Annotated in this window: 17 protein-coding genes and 2 pseudogenes; 10 read left to right on the forward strand and 9 right to left on the reverse strand. The window is 41.0% G+C overall.

The genetic code is table 11. From position 1 onward, the window contains the following. Positions 1–142 precede the first annotated feature (142 nt). Positions 143–1,159: a ribose-phosphate pyrophosphokinase gene (locus PI95_RS01875; RefSeq protein WP_039748583.1), complete on the forward strand. Its 1,017-nt coding sequence runs from the start codon at positions 143–145 to the stop codon at positions 1,157–1,159. A gap of 74 nt (positions 1,160–1,233) precedes the next feature. On the opposite strand, the gene PI95_RS36615 is transcribed toward PI95_RS01875, so the two are convergent. Continuing rightward, the gene (locus PI95_RS36615) at positions 1,234–1,365 is read right to left on the reverse strand and encodes a hypothetical protein (protein WP_268896631.1); all 132 of its coding nucleotides are present in this window, start codon (positions 1,363–1,365) and stop codon (positions 1,234–1,236) included. Between the two features lie 127 nt (positions 1,366–1,492). Here PI95_RS36615 and PI95_RS01880 point away from each other — a divergent pair, with 127 nt between their 5' ends. From PI95_RS01880 to PI95_RS01920, 8 genes and pseudogenes are all read left to right on the forward strand, one after another. Continuing rightward, entirely contained in the window at positions 1,493–2,143 is a 651-nt protein-coding gene (locus tag PI95_RS01880) for an S-layer homology domain-containing protein (protein WP_039748579.1), read from the forward strand. Positions 2,144–2,424: 281 nt separating this feature from the next. Then, positions 2,425–4,332, forward strand: coding sequence for a 1-deoxy-D-xylulose-5-phosphate synthase (dxs, locus tag PI95_RS01890; RefSeq protein ID WP_039749041.1), 1,908 nt, complete (start codon positions 2,425–2,427; stop codon positions 4,330–4,332). A gap of 255 nt (positions 4,333–4,587) precedes the next feature. Beyond that, a complete protein-coding gene (locus PI95_RS01895; RefSeq protein WP_052325278.1) occupies positions 4,588–5,511 on the forward strand; it encodes a DUF2167 domain-containing protein in 924 nt (307 codons plus the stop codon). Between the two features lie 101 nt (positions 5,512–5,612). Continuing rightward, complete coding sequence (gene mtnA / locus PI95_RS01900; protein ID WP_039748577.1) at positions 5,613–6,671, forward strand: S-methyl-5-thioribose-1-phosphate isomerase; 1,059 nt, start codon at positions 5,613–5,615, stop codon at positions 6,669–6,671. A 548-nt stretch (positions 6,672–7,219) separates the two neighbouring features. After that, positions 7,220–7,849, forward strand: coding sequence for a response regulator (locus PI95_RS01905; protein WP_039748574.1), 630 nt, complete (start codon positions 7,220–7,222; stop codon positions 7,847–7,849). Positions 7,850–8,255: 406 nt separating this feature from the next. Further along, on the forward strand, positions 8,256–9,098 hold the full coding sequence (locus PI95_RS01910) for a hypothetical protein (protein WP_039748572.1): 843 nt from the start codon (positions 8,256–8,258) through the stop codon (positions 9,096–9,098). Positions 9,099–9,106: 8 nt separating this feature from the next. Next, a pseudogene (locus PI95_RS01915) lies at positions 9,107–9,268 on the forward strand (ABC transporter substrate-binding protein); the annotation flags it as partial. Continuing rightward, the gene (locus PI95_RS01920) at positions 9,264–9,887 is read left to right on the forward strand and encodes a hypothetical protein (protein WP_163518510.1); all 624 of its coding nucleotides are present in this window, start codon (positions 9,264–9,266) and stop codon (positions 9,885–9,887) included. The pseudogene PI95_RS01915 and the gene PI95_RS01920, both read left to right, overlap by 5 nt. On the opposite strand, the gene PI95_RS01925 is transcribed toward PI95_RS01920, so the two are convergent. The 8 genes and pseudogenes from PI95_RS01925 to PI95_RS01970 all read right to left on the reverse strand — a co-directional run bounded on the left by PI95_RS01925 (position 9,788) and on the right by PI95_RS01970 (position 17,707). After that, the gene (locus PI95_RS01925; RefSeq protein WP_039748568.1) at positions 9,788–10,609 is read right to left on the reverse strand and encodes a DUF4351 domain-containing protein; all 822 of its coding nucleotides are present in this window, start codon (positions 10,607–10,609) and stop codon (positions 9,788–9,790) included. The genes PI95_RS01920 and PI95_RS01925 overlap by 100 nt on opposite strands. A 469-nt stretch (positions 10,610–11,078) precedes the next feature. Further along, positions 11,079–11,297, reverse strand: a complete 219-nt coding sequence (locus tag PI95_RS01930; protein WP_039748566.1) for a toxin-antitoxin system HicB family antitoxin — start codon at positions 11,295–11,297, stop codon at positions 11,079–11,081. A 559-nt stretch (positions 11,298–11,856) separates the two neighbouring features. Beyond that, a pseudogene (locus PI95_RS35505) lies at positions 11,857–12,136 on the reverse strand (Uma2 family endonuclease); the annotation flags it as partial. A 16-nt stretch (positions 12,137–12,152) separates the two neighbouring features. Further along, positions 12,153–12,314 (reverse strand): hypothetical protein, encoded by a 162-nt coding sequence (locus PI95_RS01950; RefSeq protein WP_163518511.1) that lies wholly within the window; start codon positions 12,312–12,314, stop codon positions 12,153–12,155. Then, on the reverse strand, positions 12,311–13,117 hold the full coding sequence (locus tag PI95_RS01955; RefSeq protein ID WP_039748561.1) for a Uma2 family endonuclease: 807 nt from the start codon (positions 13,115–13,117) through the stop codon (positions 12,311–12,313). Before PI95_RS01955 ends, PI95_RS01950 begins: the two co-directional genes overlap by 4 nt. 32 nt (positions 13,118–13,149) lie before the next feature. Next, on the reverse strand, positions 13,150–15,882 hold the full coding sequence (locus PI95_RS01960; protein ID WP_236116889.1) for a carboxypeptidase-like regulatory domain-containing protein: 2,733 nt from the start codon (positions 15,880–15,882) through the stop codon (positions 13,150–13,152). 361 nt (positions 15,883–16,243) lie between these two features. Beyond that, the gene (locus PI95_RS01965; protein ID WP_052325277.1) at positions 16,244–17,080 is read right to left on the reverse strand and encodes a fimbrial biogenesis chaperone; all 837 of its coding nucleotides are present in this window, start codon (positions 17,078–17,080) and stop codon (positions 16,244–16,246) included. Between the two features lie 105 nt (positions 17,081–17,185). Continuing rightward, on the reverse strand, positions 17,186–17,707 hold the full coding sequence (locus PI95_RS01970) for a hypothetical protein (RefSeq protein WP_039748559.1): 522 nt from the start codon (positions 17,705–17,707) through the stop codon (positions 17,186–17,188). A gap of 224 nt (positions 17,708–17,931) precedes the next feature. On the opposite strand from PI95_RS01970, the gene PI95_RS01975 reads away from it, so the two are divergent. Next, complete coding sequence (locus PI95_RS01975; protein WP_052325276.1) at positions 17,932–19,191, forward strand: sensor domain-containing diguanylate cyclase; 1,260 nt, start codon at positions 17,932–17,934, stop codon at positions 19,189–19,191. The last annotated feature ends 190 nt before the right edge of the window (positions 19,192–19,381 follow it).

A 19,381-nucleotide genomic window follows, 5' to 3' on the forward strand; every position in this document is an offset into this window, starting at 1 on the left:
AACGCGAGAGTCCTTCGGACACGCTTCGCGAACGCTTTATGGAGGAATATTGAGACTTTTTATGAAAGCTTCAAAAAAACTTACAAATGTTTTCTCTGACTATCTCGGTTAAATCTGCTAAATATCTGATGATAAGATTGCCATGAATGCACATAGAGGATCTGCTGTGCTCAGTTCTGCAAGTTTAAAAGTGCAGCCAACTGCAACAGGACTGACTGAAAATCATCGCCTGCGGCTGTTCTCTGGTTCTGCCAATATACCGCTGTCTCAAGAAGTTGCTCGTTATTTGGGCATGGACTTGGGACCAATGATTCGCAAAAGATTTGCGGATGGAGAACTTTACGTTCAAATTCAAGAATCGATTCGCGGTTGTGATGTTTATTTAATTCAGCCATCGTGTCAACCGGTCAACGACCACTTAATGGAATTGCTGATTATGATTGATGCCTGTCGTCGCGCTTCTGCGCGGCAGGTAACGGCAGTAATTCCTTATTATGGCTATGCCCGCGCCGATCGCAAAACCGCTGGACGAGAGTCAATCACCGCCAAGCTGGTTGCTAACCTAATTACCCAAGCTGGTGCGAACCGAGTTTTGGCAATGGATTTGCACTCCGCACAAATTCAGGGTTATTTTGATATACCCTTTGACCATGTTTATGGTTCGCCAGTGCTGCTAGATTATCTGGCAAGTAAGAAACTGCCCGATTTAGTCGTAGTTTCGCCTGATGTTGGCGGTGTAGCGCGGGCTAGGGCATTTGCGAAAAAGCTGGATGATGCCCCCTTAGCAATTATTGACAAACGCCGTCAAGCTCATAATGTCGCTGAAGTGATGAACGTCATCGGCGATGTTAAAGGCAAAACGGCGGTGTTGGTAGACGACATGATCGACACTGGCGGTACAATTGCGGCTGGGGCGCAGTTATTGCGTGAAGAAGGGGCGCGTCAGGTTTATGCTTGTGCAACTCATGCGGTGTTCTCTCCACCTGCAATTGAGCGGCTATCCAGTGGTGTGTTTGAAGAAGTGATCGTTACAAATACGATTCCGATTCCGAATAGCGATCGCTTTCAACAACTCGTCGTCCTTTCAGTGGCTAATCTACTCGGAGAAACCATCTGGAGAATTCACGAAGATAGCTCTGTAAGTAGTATGTTTCGTTAGCCTTTGAAAGACTGTCATCCCCGTTACAGTCCGGCAAAATAACAGAGTAGGTAAAAGTAAAAATCTATTACCTTTTACCTTTCCCCTTTCCCCTTTCCCCTTTCGCCCTTCCCCCTTCCCCTTTCCCCCTTCCCCTTTTCCCTTTCCCCATTTCCCTTTCCCCATTCCCCATTCCCCATTCCCCATTCCCATTCCCCATTCCCCATTCCCCATTCCCCTTTTCTTCGCAAGCGGATTGGCAACATCGCCAAGCATCAATTCGTCACCAGATAAGTTAATCAGAATTGATGTTAACCAAAGTCCCGCATTTGCATTATAAAAATGGTTAAAATAATGCATCAGCTACTAAGTACTATTACGATAGTAGCAATACAATATTTTCCGCTGCGTGTTAACGCGCAAGCTGCTATACCATCCGATTCGATTCAGCAGGTAGTTGCAGCAAAGTTAATGACCAACTATCCTGATGGTAACTTTTATACAGAAAGGTTAATCAGTCGTGCGGAATTAGCTTCGATTATGGTGAAAGCATTTCGACTGGATAAAAGACAGGCTATTAGTAAAGAGAATTTAGTAGTTCCCGATGTAGCGCCGTCAAATCCAGCATTTAATGATATTCAAATAGTCTTAAAAACTGAGATTATGAAAGGTTATCGAGGAAATATGTTTTTCCCCAACCAAAAAGTCACAAGGGCAGAAGCTTTAGCGATTTTTGCTCAAGCTTATGGAGTATTTCAGTTTCCCGACGACACAGTAAATGAAATTCTTGCTTCGCATCCAGACGCGCAGACAATTCCAGATTGGGCAAAAAAGGCGATCGCCACAGTAATTAGTGAAGGATTCGTCAACACAGACGCACAAGGTAACATAGCCCCATTAAAACCCATGACACGCGGGGATATGGCATACGTCTTGAGTAAATATTTGCAAAGACAACAACCACAACCCGAAACACCAGAAGCACCAGCAGCACCGAATAGATGACAGTGGGTAATGGGTAATGGGTAATGGGTAATCGGTAATGGGTAATCGGTAATGGGTAATCGGTAATGGGTAATGGGGGAGAGGGGGAGAGGGGGGGATGGGGGGATGGGGGGATGGGAGAAAGAACAATTACCAATTCCCAATTACCAATTACCAATTACCAATTACCTATTACCAATTCCCAATTCCCCTTTGTCCCTATTGTCACATTCTCCTCTCAAGTGGCAACATCAGCGTGGGAAAATAATAATACGATCAGTAGAGAGGAAAACCCTATTAGTATGCACCTGAGTGAAATTACCCATCCCAACCAGTTACACGGCTTATCGATTAGGCAGTTGCAGCAAATTGCCCGTCAAATTCGGGATAAGCATCTGCAAACCGTAGCCGCAACTGGCGGACATCTGGGACCGGGGTTGGGTGTTGTAGAGTTAACCCTAGGGCTTTATCAGACACTAGATTTAGATTGTGATAAAGTTATTTGGGATGTCGGACACCAAGCTTATCCCCATAAACTAATTACAGGGCGTTACGATAATTTCCACACCTTGCGGCAAAAAGACGGAATTGCCGGTTATCTCAAGCGCGGTGAAAGTAAGTTTGACCATTTTGGTGCGGGACATGCTTCAACCAGTATCTCAGCGGCATTGGGTATGGCTTTAGCGCGAGATATGAAAGGCGAAAAATTTAAAGTTGTCGCCATTATCGGTGATGGTGCGCTAACTGGCGGTATGGCGTTAGAATGCATCAACCATGCCGGACACTTGCCCAAAACTAACTTATTAGTTGTCCTCAACGACAACGAAATGTCAATTTCTCCCAACGTTGGGGCGATTCCTCGTTACCTCAACAAAATGCGTCTCAGTCCTCCAGTACAATTTATCAAAGATAACTTTGAGGAACAAGTCAAGCAAATTCCTTTTGTCGGAGAATCTCTTTCACCGGAATTAGAACGCATCAAAGAAGGAATGAAGCGGTTAGCCGTTCCCAAAGTCGGCGCAGTCTTTGAAGAACTCGGCTTTACCTACATCGGACCTGTAGACGGGCATAATTTAGAAGAATTAATCGCCACCTTTGAACAAGCACATAAGATGACCGGTCCTGTTTTGGTGCATGTAGCCACCACAAAAGGCAAAGGTTATGAAATCGCCGAACTAGACAAAGTAGGCTACCATGCCCAAAATCCGTTTAATGTGCTAACTGGCAAAGCCGTTCCTTCCAGCAAACCCAAACCCCCGGCTTATGCTAAAGTCTTTGCCCACACCTTAGTGAAACTCGCCGAACAAAACCCGAAAATTGTCGGTATCACGGCAGCGATGGCAACGGGAACAGGTTTAGACAAACTTCAGGCAAAATTGCCCGATCAATATATTGATGTCGGTATTGCCGAACAACACGCCGTTACCATGTCAGCAGGACTCGCAGCAGAAGGTATACGCCCTGTGGTTGCCATTTATTCTACCTTTTTGCAACGCGCCTTCGACCAAATAATTCACGATGTCTGCATCCAAAACTTGCCCGTGTTCTTCTGTATGGATCGGGCAGGAATTGTCGGTGCTGATGGTCCGACGCACCAAGGTATGTATGATATCGCCTATCTGCGTTGCATTCCTAATATGGTGGTGATGGCACCTAAAGATGAAGCGGAATTGCAACGGATGGTGGTGACTGGGATTAACCATACCACTGGACCGATCGCTATGCGTACTCCTCGTGGTAATGGTTATGGTGTTCCCTTGATGGAAGAAGGCTGGGAACCTGTGGAAATCGGCAAAGGCGAAATTCTCCGCAATGGCGATGATGTGTTGCTGTTAGGTTACGGCACAATGGTTTACCCAGCGATGCAAGTTGCCGAGATTCTCAACGAACACGGAATACAAGCCACTGTGATAAATGCTCGTTTTGTCAAGCCTCTGGATACAGAATTAATTTTACCTTTGGCGAAAAAAATCGGGCGCGTTGTCACTTTAGAAGAAGGCTGTCTCATGGGTGGCTTCGGTTCAGCAGTAGCAGAAGCGCTATTAGATGCTGATATTGTGGTTCCCGTCAAGCGAATTGGTGTACCAGATGTTTTGGTAGATCATGCCGAACCGAATGAATCTAAGGCAGAATTAGGTTTAACTAGTCCGCAAATGGCGGAAACGGTGATGCAAGCTTTCTTTAGTAAGCAACCGTCAGCTGTGAGTTAAAAAGCGATTCGGTAATAAATGGCACGTTTGTTAAGGCGGTTTTGAAATTTGTAGTCGGCGCTTTAGCGCTGAAGCGTTAACTACTGGGTAATAGGTAATAGTAAATGCACTTAGGAAGAACGCAAATACAATTACCTATTTTCAATTTGATTTATGCTTTGAAAATTTCCGCAATTATTGCATCCCCCTTTGTAAAGCACATAGATTAACGTGAATCATCAGAATTTACGTAATTATTTACACACGGGGAGCAATATGCGAATTCTTCAGCGAGTTATTTTGGCGATCGCATCGTTTATATTAGTAATTGGGTTATCGAATATTGCGCTAGGTGCAGATAATCTAGAATTGCTTGCCAGTCAGCTTAAATATGAAACAGGTAAAATCACATTGCAGTCCGGAGTCGCTACAGTAAATGTCCCTGCCGAGTTACGATATCTGAATTCTCAGCAAACGCAAATTGTCTTAGAAAAAATATGGGGAAATCCATCTGGCGATGGTACTTTGGGAATGCTAGTACCAGCTAAATTTAATCCTCTATCAAAGAATTCTTGGGGTGTTGTCATCACCTATCAAGAAGATGGCTATGTCAAAGATGATGAAGCTGAAAGCATCGACTACAGCAAACTGCTGAAAACAATGCAAGAAGCGACGAAGGAAAGAAATGAACAGCGAGTCAAACAAGGATATCCGGCAATTGAAATAGTTGGCTGGGCAAAACAACCTTCTTACGATAAAGTACATCATCAATTACACTGGGCGAAAGACTTTAAGGTTAGCGACAGCGACGAACACACCCTCAACTACAACATTCGCGTTTTGGGACGTAAAGGAGTGTTAGTTTTAAATGCAGTTGCAGGCTTAGAACAACTTAGTTTAATTGAGAAAGACAGTCCGAAAGTTCTTTCTAGCGTGGCATTTAATCCCGGCTATCGCTATGAAGATTTCAATCCGAATTCCGATAAAATTGCTAACTACGGGATAGCAGCTTTAGTTGCTGGTGGTGTCGCGGTAAAAACTGGTTTATTCAAAGGTATACTTTTAGCACTTCTTGCTGCCAAGAAATTTCTCATAATTGCAGTAGTAGTAGTTATAGCTTTTATCCAGAAAATTTTCGGCAACCTTTTTGGCAGAAAAAGACAAAATAATTCAACTGGAAACGACAGTCAGCAGCAGTAGATTTTCGCTCTTTAACTATACTGTAATTACATACAGGTATTGCCCACCGTACTACAAGTTGGTATTTTGTTGCGAGATACTACAATCTCTAATTTTTAACCATGAATCAGACGAATCAAGTTTATCCGGTTATTTGGCACAACGACTCGGTTTCACTCATTGACCAAACCCGCTTACCGAATGAGTATGCTGTTGTTGAAATTCACCGCAGCGAAGATATGGCGCGGGCAATTAAAACTATGATAGTTCGAGGTGCGCCGGCAATTGGTGTTGCGGCAGCGTATGGGATGTATCTTGGTGCGAGGGAAATTGAGACAGATAACCGCACTCAATTTTTCGATTCTTTGGAAAAAGTCGCTCAAATGTTGGCTTCTACTCGTCCGACTGCGGTAAATCTATTTTGGGCAATTTCCCGCATGAAGAAAACCGCTTATGAAACTGCGGGAACTGTAGAAGATATCAAAAAAATTCTTCTGAAAACTGCCCAAATTATCAATGCCGAAGATTTGCAAACTTGTCAGGCGATCGGCGACAATGGTTTAAAAGTCTTACCTGCTACCCCAGAAAAGCTGACAATTCACACTCACTGCAACGCTGGAGCTTTAGCCACTGCTGGTTATGGTACAGCATTAGGTGTAGTGCGTTCCGCATGGCGTGAAGGACGTTTGGCGCGTGTTTTTGCTGACGAAACCCGTCCCAGATTGCAAGGTGCAAAACTCACCGCTTGGGAATGTGTCCAAGAAGGCATTCCGGTTACGGTAATTACAGATAACATGGCGGCTCATTGCATGAAGCAGGGCTTGATTCACGCTGTAGTCGTGGGTGCTGACAGAATTGCTGCTAATGGGGATACAGCTAACAAAATTGGCACGTATAGTTTAGCACTTGTGGCAAAGGCACATAATATTCCCTTCTTCGTCGCGGCGCCACTTTCTACCGTTGATTTTGAATTAGCTGATGGTAGTGAAATTCCGATTGAAGAACGCGATGCAAGCGAAATATATCAAGTTGGTAAAACCATGCTTACACCAACTGGGGCAGAATTTTATAATCCAGCTTTTGATGTGACTCCAGCAGAGTTGATTACAGCGATTATTACAGAACATGGTGCATTTGCTCCTGGGGAGTTACAAAAGTTTTCCCAAAAGCAAATGGTTTAAATCTGAAGCCCTCAGGCTGGAAGCCTGGGGCTATACGAACAAAGCCCACCTGCGTGGGCTAATTACGGCTTTGCATTAATTCATAGCGTTTTTAAACGCAGAGGGACGCAGAGTGTTTGTGAAATATTTAGCGATCGCACTTATGCAATGCGTGGGCTAAGAGAGGTTTCAGCGTGAGAAAATGTTCGCTTGGGGTTGATTCTGTAAGCAATTTGCTGGTATTGTTTCTATTTTAATCCCACAGTGCATAAATTGATGTAGTTTACACCTATCAGAATATAGAAGGTAAGCTCATTTATGCTTAACTTTGCGTTCATCAAGAAACTTAAGTAGGTGGACAAAAGTATTTACAGTCATTGCAAGCGTAATGAAATGAAGCGTAAAGCCTTCGGCATAGCTTCGCTTAACGCGGAGCGTGTCGCAGACAAGCAATCTCAAAGTGCAAGCGAATTGCGTCATTTCCCTTCAGTTCATTCGCTTCGGACGTTGTGTAATTAATTCTGTCCGACTACTTACTATCAGTGTTAGTCTACCGAGAGTAAAGGATCATGAGCCAGCCTAATGTCATTCGCATCCTGATTGCTGACGATCATCCGATTCTAGGACAAGCTTTAAAAATGTTTCTCGAATGTGAACCAGATATCACCGTGGTCGGCTATGCTGGCGATGGGCGAAAAGCATTAGAACTTTTCCGCCAACATCAGCCGGATGTAGCGCTGATGGATTTGCGAATGCCGAAGATCGAAGGTGCTGATGCGATCGCAGCTATCTGTGCTAAGTTTAAACACGCCCGAATCGTTGTGTTGACTACCTTTGATGGCGATGAAGATATCTATCGTGGATTGCGGGCTGGTGCAAAGGGCTATATCCTCAAGGGGGCTGAACCGAATGAACTTTTGGATGCGATTCGCACTGTTCATCAAGGTCAAAAGTACATTCCACCCACTATAGCAGCCAAGTTAGCAGAGCGGATGGGTTGTAAGGAATTGAGCGATCGCGAGTTGGAAGTGCTGCGTTTGATAGCAAAGGGCAAGAATAACCAGCAGATTAGCACTGTCCTAAATATCGCTGAGAGTACCGTCAGGTTCCATGCTAATAATATTTTCGGGAAGTTAAATGTGAGCGATCGGACTCAAGCGTTAGTCACCGCTCTGAATCGGGGGATTGTGAGGCTGTAGTTATCATATTATCGACCTCACATTTTGATAGGTTTAAAACCCAACATTTAGCTAGTGACAATGTTGGGCTAATTTTTTATGCTCAGGATATTCACTTAGTTTTGGTTTGGACAGAGGTGAGGGGGGCGATCAAAATACATTGAATATAATCGACAGTTATATTCAGCCTCATACGATGGGTTTTTCCTACCCATCTACGTGTAATTTTGATAAGGCTGTATTCTTCTCCTCATACGCTGATTATCAAGCAGCTTTACATCATATATCTATTAATAAATAGTGAAAATATCGTTAAGCGCTAATAATTGCGTGGAAAAATGTGAATAATCGATGAGCGACACGACCATTTTCAAGAGAATCTTTAAGGTTGAACATAGTTAATTTTTTCATTATTTGGAGTCATTCTATGTCAAACTCTTCTAACTCACCCAACAATACTCCTACTCCATCCGATAGTTTTTTGAAGAAAGTAAAAAAAATTATCGGAAAAGTTTTCCAAAAAATCACTCATGATAGAGTTGCCAATTTCGTACAGGTTGTGGTATTTTTTGAACCACTCGCATTGTTGATTCAAAATTGGTATTCTGACAACTTAAATGCTCAAAATCCGAACGAAAAGTTAAAAAAGGAAATCTGTAAAAATTATGAAACACTGGTACAAGAGAGGCTAAAACTCGAAGAAAATGAAAATACAATTATAGACAAAACATCTCCTATAGACAATAAAAATAATAGTAACATAAATCAGCTACCATTTTCTTGTGAGTACACCCTATCAAAAGGTAATAAAAACTCAGGCAATCGCGTAATAATTATTCCAGAGGTTAACCCATTATTTGATGATTTTAGTAATATTAACAAGAAAATGGAAGAAAAAATTGATTTAAAAGAAGTATGCAGAGATCCAGAAATTATTAAACAAATGAAAGCGGAAGGCAAAAGGAAAAGAATTTATAACGAAACTAAAGGTGACAATATTATACCAGGAGAGCCAAAGCTTGATGAAAAGAAAAAAGACGTTTATCCAGTATTCCAATGGGTATGCTCTTACCAAATTCAAACAGAAGGAGAAAACTCTTCAGGTTTTAATCAAAATAAACCAATTGTCGATGACATAGACCTTGATTTAGAGCCTTATTGTAAAAAAAGAGCAAGAGAAGACGGAAAAAAGCGAGTAAAACCAACTCATCATAACTATAACAACCCTTATTCCTTATATTGTGCCAACCCTCATTCTGAGAGGAAGTAGGTAATATCATGTTTGTGGAAGTATTGGAAGGTTTTGGTGGATTTTGGGTGAATCCTAATACTTTAGAACTGGGGCTGGATAAACCTGAGACATTAAAGGCGATCGCTTTTCTTAAAGAGACGATTCAAGAAAAAATTTCTCCGGCTGGAGTCACAACATACACTAATGACTGGTGACAGCCGCTTAACGTCTACGCACTTGGTGATGATAGGGTTAAAACAGGCGATCGCATTACTTACTTTAGCACGGGCGATCGCACTTGGTGATGATCGGTTTAAAACAGGCGATCGCACCCCGAATAATCATACTCTCACTTCACGCGATCGCACTTTTGATGATCGGTTTAAAGCAGGCGATCGCGTCCCAAATATTTATACTCTCGCTTTATGCGATCGCGTCCCAAATATTCATACTCTTGCTTCATGCGATCGCGTCCCAAATATTTATACTCTCACTTCATGCGATCGCGTGGGAGTGGTAATAGGGTTAAAGCAGGCGATCGCACCCAAAATATTCATAACTCTCGCTTCATGCGATCACCTGGGAGTGAATATTCATACTCTCGCTTCATGCGATCACGTTCCAAATATTCATACTCTTGCTTCATGCGATCGCACCCCGAATATTCATACTCTTACTTCATGCGATCGCACTTCTTTTTTCTTCTTCAATAGTGTAAATAATTCGAGTTATTGCTGGTTTTGCAACCAAACTGCCAAGTCGGATATCTCCGAAAAGTCAAACAGCGCATCGCTTAAATCATCTAGCTGGTTAATCGACAGTGCTTGAAGCTGTTGCTGTAATTGAGAAGAAATTGTGCCAAATCGCCGTGAAAGTAGGCGGGTTAAGGTTTGTAATTTTCCTTTCTTAGCACCTTTTTCTAGTATTTCTTGATAAATTGGTGACTCTTCCATTAGTTCCTCCCTGAAATACTGGCGAATTAGTTGTTTATCGAACTTTAAAGCAGCTAGCACTTCTACGCAAGCTGTAATGTTTTGCTTTTGTTCTGGTTCTTCGATTTTATCTATTTCTACAGCAACTTGTTCTAACAAACCTGAATAAGGTGCATCTGTAGAAGCCAAAACTGCTAACGGCAGCAGTGCAGGGTTAGCCAGAAGCGGTTTTGGGTCTTGCTCCCACAAACGGATAATTCTATATTCATGTCTTGTCTTCCCAACTGCAAGCTCATTGATGTAAACAGCAGGGGAATCTGTTTGTTTTAGAAAAACAACGACTTGTTCGATGGGACATTCATATTTTCGATATATTCTCAACCAATAATCCAGCATCCTCACTGGGAGAGATGGTTTTGATTTAGGAACAGTTTGAAACTCCAAATGAAGGATGTTGCCTAGTTCTGGTAGTTGGAATAAAGCATCAGAACGTATTGGTTCTACGCTTAATTCTGTGGGTAAAACTTGAATATTTGTTTCTTGCGAGTTTAGCAACCACTGTACAAAAGGTAATGGATACTCAGATGTTAAAAATCGGCAGATGCTATCGTATGCCAAGGGTATTGATTAAAAGTGTACAAAATATATCTTAGTACAAAAGTATTATAAGAAATTTTTATGTTTGTAAATTATTTTGCACTCACGTTTTATCTTCGTTGGTGCTAACGACTTCAACGACCACAGAAGCGCGATCGCGTCCCAAATATTCATACTCTTACTTCATGCGATCACGTCCCAAATATTTATACTCTCACTTCATGCGATCGCGCTTCTGTGGTGATAGGGTTAAAGCAGGCGATGTCTAGCGACAAGCCGATGCAGCGTCTACGCGTCCCAAATATTCAAAACTCTCACTTCATGCGATAGCGTTCGCGCTCCTCGTCCGAAGAGCGGAAGCGCTGCTGCTTTCATGCGATCGCACCTTTAATATTCATACTCTTACTTCATGCGATCGCGTCCCAAATATTTATACTCTTGCTTCATGCGATCGCCTCCTGTGAGTGCTTGCATCATCACGCTACAAGCTCTATTCTGTAAGAGCATCAAGTTTAGCCAGTATTCTTAAGCCTTCTTCTGCGTTGCCAGTTGCAGCCATTGCTTTAAATCTGGTATTGGCATCAAATTCTGCTAGAGCTATGGTAGAAAGTTCTTCAATCAGCTTATTGACACTTATGCCTTTGGCTTGAGCAAGTTCTTTCAATCTATTATGCTTATCGTCTGGTAAACGAATAGTTAAAGTTGCCATTTTTGTTTAACTCCTAATTATTTCTTCGGGTTTTAATATTGATAAGTTAGGAAATAACAATTCAGCATTTTGGAAATCTTTTACATTGCAGCCACTAATTCTTCTTGAGTGTAGATTAACTGAGGTTCTTGACTAGTCGCATTGATGATTGAGGATAGCTGTTTTTGGGCTTCTTCAAGTGTCCATTTCATTCTAAAAATCTCCAAAGTTTGTTAGCTTATGTTCCCAAATCAAAAAACAAGATTTCCGACTTATTTAAGCTGATATTCCTCAACTTTGCAAGCATAGTCAGCTTCCCGGTTAGTGGTAACGACTTTCACCACCAGTTTAAGCGATCACCCCAAAGCAAAAAGGCATATTGCTTTCTCAAAATGCCTGATTGCTTTCTCATTTCAGTAGATTCAGCAAGCAAAAAGGCATATTGCTTTCTCAAACTCCAGTTTGCTTTCTCATTTCAGTAGATTTAGCAAGCAAAAAGGCATATTGCTTTCTCAAACTCCAGTTTGCTTTCTCATTTCAGTAGATTCAGCAAGCAAAAAGGCATATTGCTTTCTCATTACAGCGCGTATTCTTCAACCTTCCTTTGCATAGTCAGTTTCCCAGTTACTGCTAACCCTTACGGGTTCGTCAGTTGCTTCAACGCGGGGAACCCGCGCAACGCACTGACTCACAACTTCAACCACCAGTTTAATTGATCGCCCCAACGTAATTACGGGTTATCGCTCCCAAAGAGGTTCGCGATCGAGAACGGTTTCATCGAGAACTACGACATCCGGACGACGAGCTGTAGCAGCATCTGCAAAGGGGTAAATTAAACAGGTGCGAGGAATAAACCAGGGAAAAAGTTTGAGAAAATTAAATAAAGCAAATTAAATGTGGCGATCGCTTATTCATGCGTTCGTAGAAGCGATCGCTTTTAAATCTCCTTTTATACTCACCCGTTTCGGATATCTTACAGGCAAACTGATGAACATCCCCCTGTAAGATCGCTTTCTTCTCCCCTGCCTCTTCTGTCAAACTAGTTCATCAGGATTCACGCCCAATTGACGCAATCGTTCTGCTAATTGTTCTGCTTTTCTTTTAGCTTGAGCAGCTTCAAGTTTAGCTTGAGTGGCTTCAAGTTTAGCTTGAGTGGCTTCAAGTTTAGCTTGAGTGGCTTCCTCTTCGGGTATGGAAATCAATTCTCCTGACAAAGTAAACCACCTCAACCACAACCGCTCAATATCCCGAAAAGTTCCTTGCCATAATCCTAAACTTAAGCCTAATTCTGGCATTGGTAAGCGATTATCTATTAAATTCATCGGTTCATAATGACCGCCAACAAGGTGAAATGCCCGAATTTCATTGGTGTAGCGACTAAATACTATATAATAGGGAACTCGCAAAATGCGTTCATAAACTTCCCATTTAGTAGGCGGTTTATTTGGTTGGCTTTGTGTTTCTCCTAAATCTTCTTGTTCGGTACCGGGTGACAATAATTCAACGACAACAAAAGGATTTGCTCTTTCTTGCCAAGTTACATAACTTAAACGTAAATCTCCTTCATATAATTTTGTCACTCCTACCACACCAAACCAATCTGGGCGTTTATACCACTGAGAATGGCTAACATCGTAGTAAAGATTGAGGTCAGCAGCACTGTAAACTGATTCTGAATTTGAATTAGTTGGCAGAAACGTTAAAAATAACAGCAGTGGCTGTAAAAAGTGAAAATCGTCCGGCAAACCTGGTTCCTCTGGGTTATCGCTTGGTAAATCGTACATCGTCGGCAGCGTTTCCCTCGGTGGCAGCGGCGGATCGGATTGAGGAATTAGGCGCATAATCAATTCAAAATTGTATTATTTCTACAATCTTAATAATTCAACTTTACTTCCTGTATGGGTTGAGAATTAGCATCAATCGTAATCTTCTCTGGTTGTGCAGCTTTACCGTTAATAAGCAAATTGTAAGTTCCTTGCTGCAAGTTTTCTAAAAAGAACACTCCCGCACCATTGGTAACAGACATCACCTTTTTCCCTTTATCTGTCAGTACAGCTTCTACCTTTGCACCACCAACGGGTTTACCTTCGGCATCAGTCAGCGCCCCAGCGACGGTGTAGGATGGGGTAAATGGCACGAGTACTTGGGTGTAACCTCCAGCCACAACTTCTACTGCATAAGCTGATTGTGTTGGTTTCCAGTCAATTGGATATCCTGCGGGGTCGAGGTCTAGGCGATAATTATCAGGGGGAAGTTTAACCAATACTCCATTTTTATTTTCGGTCATATCCGCACTAAAACGTTTTATAGGTTTATTATTTACAATCAAAAGTAAGTCTACATCTTCAGTATAAATTTGTTCATTTTTATCCAACCGACCATTATTATTTTTATCCAAGAAAGGCTGAATTAATAAACCCCCTTCGCTACGCAAACTTTCATAACGAGAATCGCTGGGAGTTAGTCGCGGTTGTAAGTTGAAACTGGGGGATAATTCAATGCGGAAACTATCACTATCAGAAAAAGTCGAAATTCCCTGATAACGCAGGCGTAAATTTAATCCTGGTAGGGCGGCAGTGGAAGCGGAAGCAATGATACCATTACCTTGAGAACCCATACCATAACCTAAATCAAAATCGAACAGATTGCGACCATCTCTAGTTCGAGAATTGGAACGATAGCGCCAACTTAAACTAGCAAGGTTGTTATTGTTGGAGGTTTCGTAATTAAGATATAGGGAATTTCCACTAGAAAAATTGTTAGAAAAATCGTAGCTGAGTTGGGAATTGCTAGCAATTTCATTTGCGTAATGGTTAAGTTGTAGCTTTCCCATACGGGAATTTAAACTCCAACGCAGGTTATTATTAGTGTCTATATCTGCACTAGCAAAAGCAAATAAATTACGGTTATTATAAGAAAGATTAATGCCAGCAGCTAAAGTACTAGTGCGAGTATCGCCACTAGCCCTGAAGCCGACTCCGCGAAAAGCTTGCCAATTAGCGCGAAATCTTTGGGAAAGGCGATCGCTATTAAAGTTAAACTCTAAACTGCGAGAAGGCTGGAAGCGAACATCAGCATTATATTCTAAACCTTTTTCTGTTCCTAGCAAGCCAGAAAATGCAACTTGTAAAGGAAAGCCAGCAGGTTGATAGAAAAGTTCTCCCAAACCCAGCAATGATTCATCATAAATCACACCCGTCCCCACAGTTAAATCTTCCGTCACACCCAAGCGATAAGCAACACCCCCACGCCAATCTTGGAAGTTACCAATCAAAGAATTTTGAGAATTTTCTTGACCGAAACCGCTAGAAACAATTAAAGCAGATGTACCTTTGCTTAATTGACCGGGTAAAGTAGAATAATTAGCATCGCGGATTTCTGGTGTAGCGGTTAATTGTCCGTTAGGATAAAGGCGAACGCGATAATTATTAAAACTACCAATTCCACCTCCTCCCGTGGGGATATTTTCAAAGCGGTAAACTCCAGAAGAGTCAACCAATACTTCCGCGATGACGTTATCTCCCAATCCTTGGGTTAATTGTACCAAAGTTCCCGGTGCAGCTTCTCCGCTAATAGTGCGTCCTACTTGATTGCTTTGCATCCGTTGACTGGGACTAAAACCACCTGCGCTGGTTTGTGGTGGATTATAACCAAAACGTTGTACCGTGGTTACACCCCAATATTGTCCGCTTCCTTGATTTTGCCAAAAAGTAGGTTGAGAACCGACTACATAATCAGCTGTTGGAGTTTGACGTAAATATTGCGCTTCGTTAATTTGCCAAGTATTTCTATCAGTTAAAGTTGGTTGGTTGGTGCGGATATACCAGCTTCCGCCGAAAAGTGTACCGATAGTAGTTAAATCGCCTTGGGTGGTAGTATTGTTATTATTTCCGGAAATATTGATGCTTTGTCCGATGCTAGAAAAGCTGAATGTAGGCGGGTTAACTTTGGGTAATCCGTCTAAAACAACTGGAAGTTCTTGTTGAGGGATGCGTGTATTTTTGAAGTCTAACCAAGGCGGGTTAAAGACAACGGCATATTTAACAATATCAAATTCTGTGGGAACGCCGAGAATTTTTTTTATATCGGCTACAGATATAACTAATCCTATTTCCGGGTCAGTTTTTAATTCTTTGGGATTGATGCGAATTACCAAGCCAGGGGAACGTAATTCTAATTGACCGTCATCTAAGGTGGTTGCTGTAATATTTAAGGCGGATATGACATCATCAAAAGGAAGCAGCCAATTATCAAAATTAACTGCTTGCTTGCCATCTTCAAAACCGCGTACTAAGACAGATTCATTAACGTTGCGTTTTCCCAAGTTTATCCCGACTGGTAATATATTGGATTTATCGTTATTTTCTTCTGTTTGGCTGGGATTTTTATCGATTATTTCGGGATTATTTTGTTCAGATTCAATAGGAGATAATTCTACCTTTGAAACCCCCGGTATCTTCGCTTTACCTTGTTTTAATAAGGGACTACAAAAAGTTTCTATTTGAGTAGTTGATTTTTCTATAGTAGAAGATATATAATGTTTACAAGGTTGGATTTCTGCTATTTCAATACTGGGTGTTATAGGAATATAAGGATAAATCATCATCAATTAATAAAAAGCTGCAAGACCGCCCGGAAATCAATTTCCGGGCTAATAGCGAAAGTCCATTAAAATGGACTGGATTTTTTGAAAAGCAAGTAAATCAGTTTCTGGGCTAATAGTAATAAAATTTCTTTTTGGAGGTTGGGTTTAACTATACGTTCAACCCAAGATTAAGCTAAAGTTCATGTTGGGTTTTGTTGCTTTACCCAACCTACAAATATTACTGTAAACAAGTAAATGAAGGATAAAAAGCAAGTATTTAGTTTTCTTAAGAGGACTTGAGCTATGAGCCTAGAATTTTGAATCACTGGCAGCTTATTTATTTAGCTTGGAACAACATTTGCAGGCGATTTTGCGGCTGATTTTATTTATTTTCTGTCGTCGCAACCTTATCCGGAATAGTCACATTCACATTAAAAGGTAAGGTTTTCTTTTTATCTCCGTCATTCCAAGTTAATTCACCAGTTAATTGATATTTCCCCGCAGAAATTTCTTTTTTATTAGCAGGTAAATCAATTTCGATATTTCGTTCACCTGTGGCAATTACTGTATAAGCTTCTGCTTTACCATCAGCTACTTTTGCTGCTGAATTAGTTAGATTCCAAGCGACTTCTGGACGAGCAGTAGCATTACCGCTATTTTTAACTTTGAGAACGATTTTTTTGGTTTGAGGGTTATAACTAGCACTTTCTACCTTTAAATTCGGAGCAACATCACCATGACGCACATAAACAGTCACACCAATACGAGGTGTTAATCCTATATTCTGATTACCATTTATAGTTTTAATTTCTTCTAAATCTTCCGTAAAAATAACTGCCCGATATTCTCCTTTTTTAGAACTAGGAAGAAAGCGTGAACTTACCCTAATTTGGCGAGTCTGTCCTGGCTGTAATACTAGTTCACGAGGAGAGAAAGTAAGGAAAGGAGTTAAGTCTTGGGAACTAGATTTTAATTCTTCAAATTTATCTTGATTGTAAGTAAACGGCAAAGCATATACGCGGGCGCGAAATGTTTTAGTGCTAGTATTAGTAATATTAATTACGCCTTGAGCCTTACCCTGTCTAGCTTCTTTTTCAATAACTAAAGGATTAATTTTAATTTGAGCTTGGGCAATTCCAGGACACATCAATAATGTAGATAACGCTCCAGTAGCAGCATAACAAATTAATTGTTTCTTGATTTTGTTGAGCTTAAGCATTAATTTTCTAGTGACGCTATTCAGATATTTTTTAATCCAATTCCCATCTGTAGCTTGATACTACAAATGGGGAATTGGTGCTGTCAATGTTGTAAGATTTGTTTTTTATTGCGGGGTCACAGAAACTTTTGTTCTGAATGAGTAAGTACCTGTTGGAATGGTAGTACCACCATTGGTATTATCCCGTGCAAACGCATGTACATATACTTCCTTTGGAGTACCATTTGGATTAATAGTAGTTGATGTTGTAGTTAAGAGGCTAGCAGCATTAGCATCATTGTATAGTTCAGCGCCAGCATAATAGCCTGATTTTTGTGATAAAGCAATGGCATCAGTACTTACAGGGGTAAGAGGACTAACAGAAATCACTCCACTTCCATTACAGTTAACAGTAACTGTAGTTAAAGAACCCTGACTCGATTCATCTGGACGAGAAGTTAAAATCGAATCATTATTATCTGATACCCCGATTTTACCATCTCCATTCTTAGTAATCGAGCAAGTCTTGCCAACCGTACCATTGAAGTCAATATCAGCTGTTTGAGCGTGAACTTTACCAACAGAAGCGGTAGCACTAGCAACAGCAACAGCAGAAACGATTAAAGAATTACGAATTAGTTTTCTCATTTTTCCCCTTGTCTTGTTTTTTATTTGATGAACAGCATTTACTAATGATTGCTTGAGTGAAATGCTTTAACTCTGTCTTGTTCGCTGGGAACCTGTGTTTGATTCCTTGTGTCCATAATCACTCAGCCTTTAGACGTATGTCAGTCGGATGAGTCGGGTGTTGCAGGTCGGAAAGGTCGGGTGATAAATTAGACATAAATCACCAGCAAAGAACCAGCTAATCCATGTATTTTGAACAAGCACTGGAGTTTATTGAAGCTGCTTTATATACCAAAACCAGTAAAAAACTAACTCTTGTAGAAAAAGAAATATTAAAAGCCGCTTGGGAAAACCAAACTTACACAACCGTTGCCACTAACTTATACCTGAGTGTGGGACATGTTAAAGATGTAGCTTACAAATTATGGCAGCAGCTTTCAGACATATTAGGGGAGAAGGTTACTAAACCTAACTTGCGGTTGTTGTTGGCAAAATTAACAGTCGCATATCATACTTACCCCCTCCCGAATAATACTGAAATATCCAGCCATGAAAATTTCAAAGACTATATCTCACAGTTACAAAAAGAAATTGAGGAACTGAAGCAGACGAAAGAAATTCTCTACCAATCCCGCGCTTTTTTAGAAAGTGTGTTAAATAGTTCTCTCGATGGAATTGCCGCAATGCAGGCAGTGAGGGATATAAGTAGTGGAGATATAATTGATTTTAGTTTTTTGATGGCTAATCCTGTAATTAAGCAAGTTTTTGAGAGAAAAAAAGAAGACTTAAAGGGAAACTTGCAACTGAAGAAACTGCTAGAAAAATTTACCCCAGGATTATTTGATTTATTTGTGCAGGTAGTTGAGACAGGAGAACCACTAACACAAGAATTAGATTACGAAAATGACAACATTCAAAAATGGTATCACTTAATAGCAGTCAAGTTAGGTGATGGCATTTCTCTGACTATGCGTGATATCACACAACGCAAACTTTTAGAATTAGAATTAACTCGTCAAGCTCGGATAGATAATTTAACTAATATTGCTAACCGTCGTCGCTTTGATGAATATTTGCTGCAAGAATGGCAACGCTACAAACGCGAAGAAAAACCTTTGTCTTTAATTTTATGCGATATTGATTATTTTGAATTATATAATAATATTTATGGTCATAAAATGGGGGATGAGTGTTTAATAAAAGTTGCTCAAGTTATTACTCATGCTGCCAAGCGTGCCATTGATTTAGTAGCTCGTTATCGGGGAGGACAGTTTGCTGTTATTTTACCGAATACCGATGCTAACGGAGCGCTGCACGTAAGGCAATTAATATGCAGTGAAATCGAAAAGCTGAAAATTCCTCATGCTCAATCACAAGTTAGTGAATATGTGACTTTGAGCTTAGGTGTTGCAAATATGCTTCCCACAGAAAATGTTTTACAAGAAGCTTTGATTGTTGCTGCCCAAAAAGCACTTGAGCGAGTAAAGCAAAAAAGAGGTAAGTAGGTCAACTTTAAAAAAAATAAAATAGACCTAACCCCCCAACCCCCTTCCCTACAAGGGAAGGGGGAGTAAGAGGTTTTACGTTTAATTTAGTTGACCTACTTATAACAAGAGATATAATTATACACCAAAATTGACAGGTTGAACAAACCCGCACCCATCGCCGTGAGGGATGCGATCGCATCCCGATAAA

The organism is Hassallia byssoidea VB512170 (assembly GCF_000817785.2).
GTDB lineage: Bacteria > Cyanobacteriota > Cyanobacteriia > Cyanobacteriales > Nostocaceae > Hassallia > Hassallia carrinoi.

Excerpts from the sequence above, each read along its gene's own strand:
- PI95_RS01875 (WP_039748583.1), top strand. The coding sequence starts at position 143 with ATGAATGCACATAGAGGATCTGCTGTGCTCAGTTCTGCAAGTTTAAAA.
- PI95_RS36615 (WP_268896631.1), bottom strand. The coding sequence starts at position 1,365 with ATGGGGAATGGGGAATGGGAATGGGGAATGGGGAATGGGGAATGGGGA.
- PI95_RS01880 (WP_039748579.1), top strand. The coding sequence starts at position 1,493 with ATGCATCAGCTACTAAGTACTATTACGATAGTAGCAATACAATATTTT.
- dxs (WP_039749041.1), top strand. The coding sequence starts at position 2,425 with ATGCACCTGAGTGAAATTACCCATCCCAACCAGTTACACGGCTTATCG.
- PI95_RS01895 (WP_052325278.1), top strand. The coding sequence starts at position 4,588 with ATGCGAATTCTTCAGCGAGTTATTTTGGCGATCGCATCGTTTATATTA.
- mtnA (WP_039748577.1), top strand. The coding sequence starts at position 5,613 with ATGAATCAGACGAATCAAGTTTATCCGGTTATTTGGCACAACGACTCG.
- PI95_RS01905 (WP_039748574.1), top strand. The coding sequence starts at position 7,220 with ATGAGCCAGCCTAATGTCATTCGCATCCTGATTGCTGACGATCATCCG.
- PI95_RS01910 (WP_039748572.1), top strand. The coding sequence starts at position 8,256 with ATGTCAAACTCTTCTAACTCACCCAACAATACTCCTACTCCATCCGAT.
- PI95_RS01920 (WP_163518510.1), top strand. The coding sequence starts at position 9,264 with ATGACTGGTGACAGCCGCTTAACGTCTACGCACTTGGTGATGATAGGG.
- PI95_RS01930 (WP_039748566.1), bottom strand. The coding sequence starts at position 11,297 with ATGGCAACTTTAACTATTCGTTTACCAGACGATAAGCATAATAGATTG.
- PI95_RS01955 (WP_039748561.1), bottom strand. The coding sequence starts at position 13,117 with ATGCGCCTAATTCCTCAATCCGATCCGCCGCTGCCACCGAGGGAAACG.
- PI95_RS01960 (WP_236116889.1), bottom strand. The coding sequence starts at position 15,882 with ATGATGATTTATCCTTATATTCCTATAACACCCAGTATTGAAATAGCA.
- PI95_RS01965 (WP_052325277.1), bottom strand. The coding sequence starts at position 17,080 with ATGCTTAAGCTCAACAAAATCAAGAAACAATTAATTTGTTATGCTGCT.
- PI95_RS01970 (WP_039748559.1), bottom strand. The coding sequence starts at position 17,707 with ATGAGAAAACTAATTCGTAATTCTTTAATCGTTTCTGCTGTTGCTGTT.
- PI95_RS01975 (WP_052325276.1), top strand. The coding sequence starts at position 17,932 with ATGTATTTTGAACAAGCACTGGAGTTTATTGAAGCTGCTTTATATACC.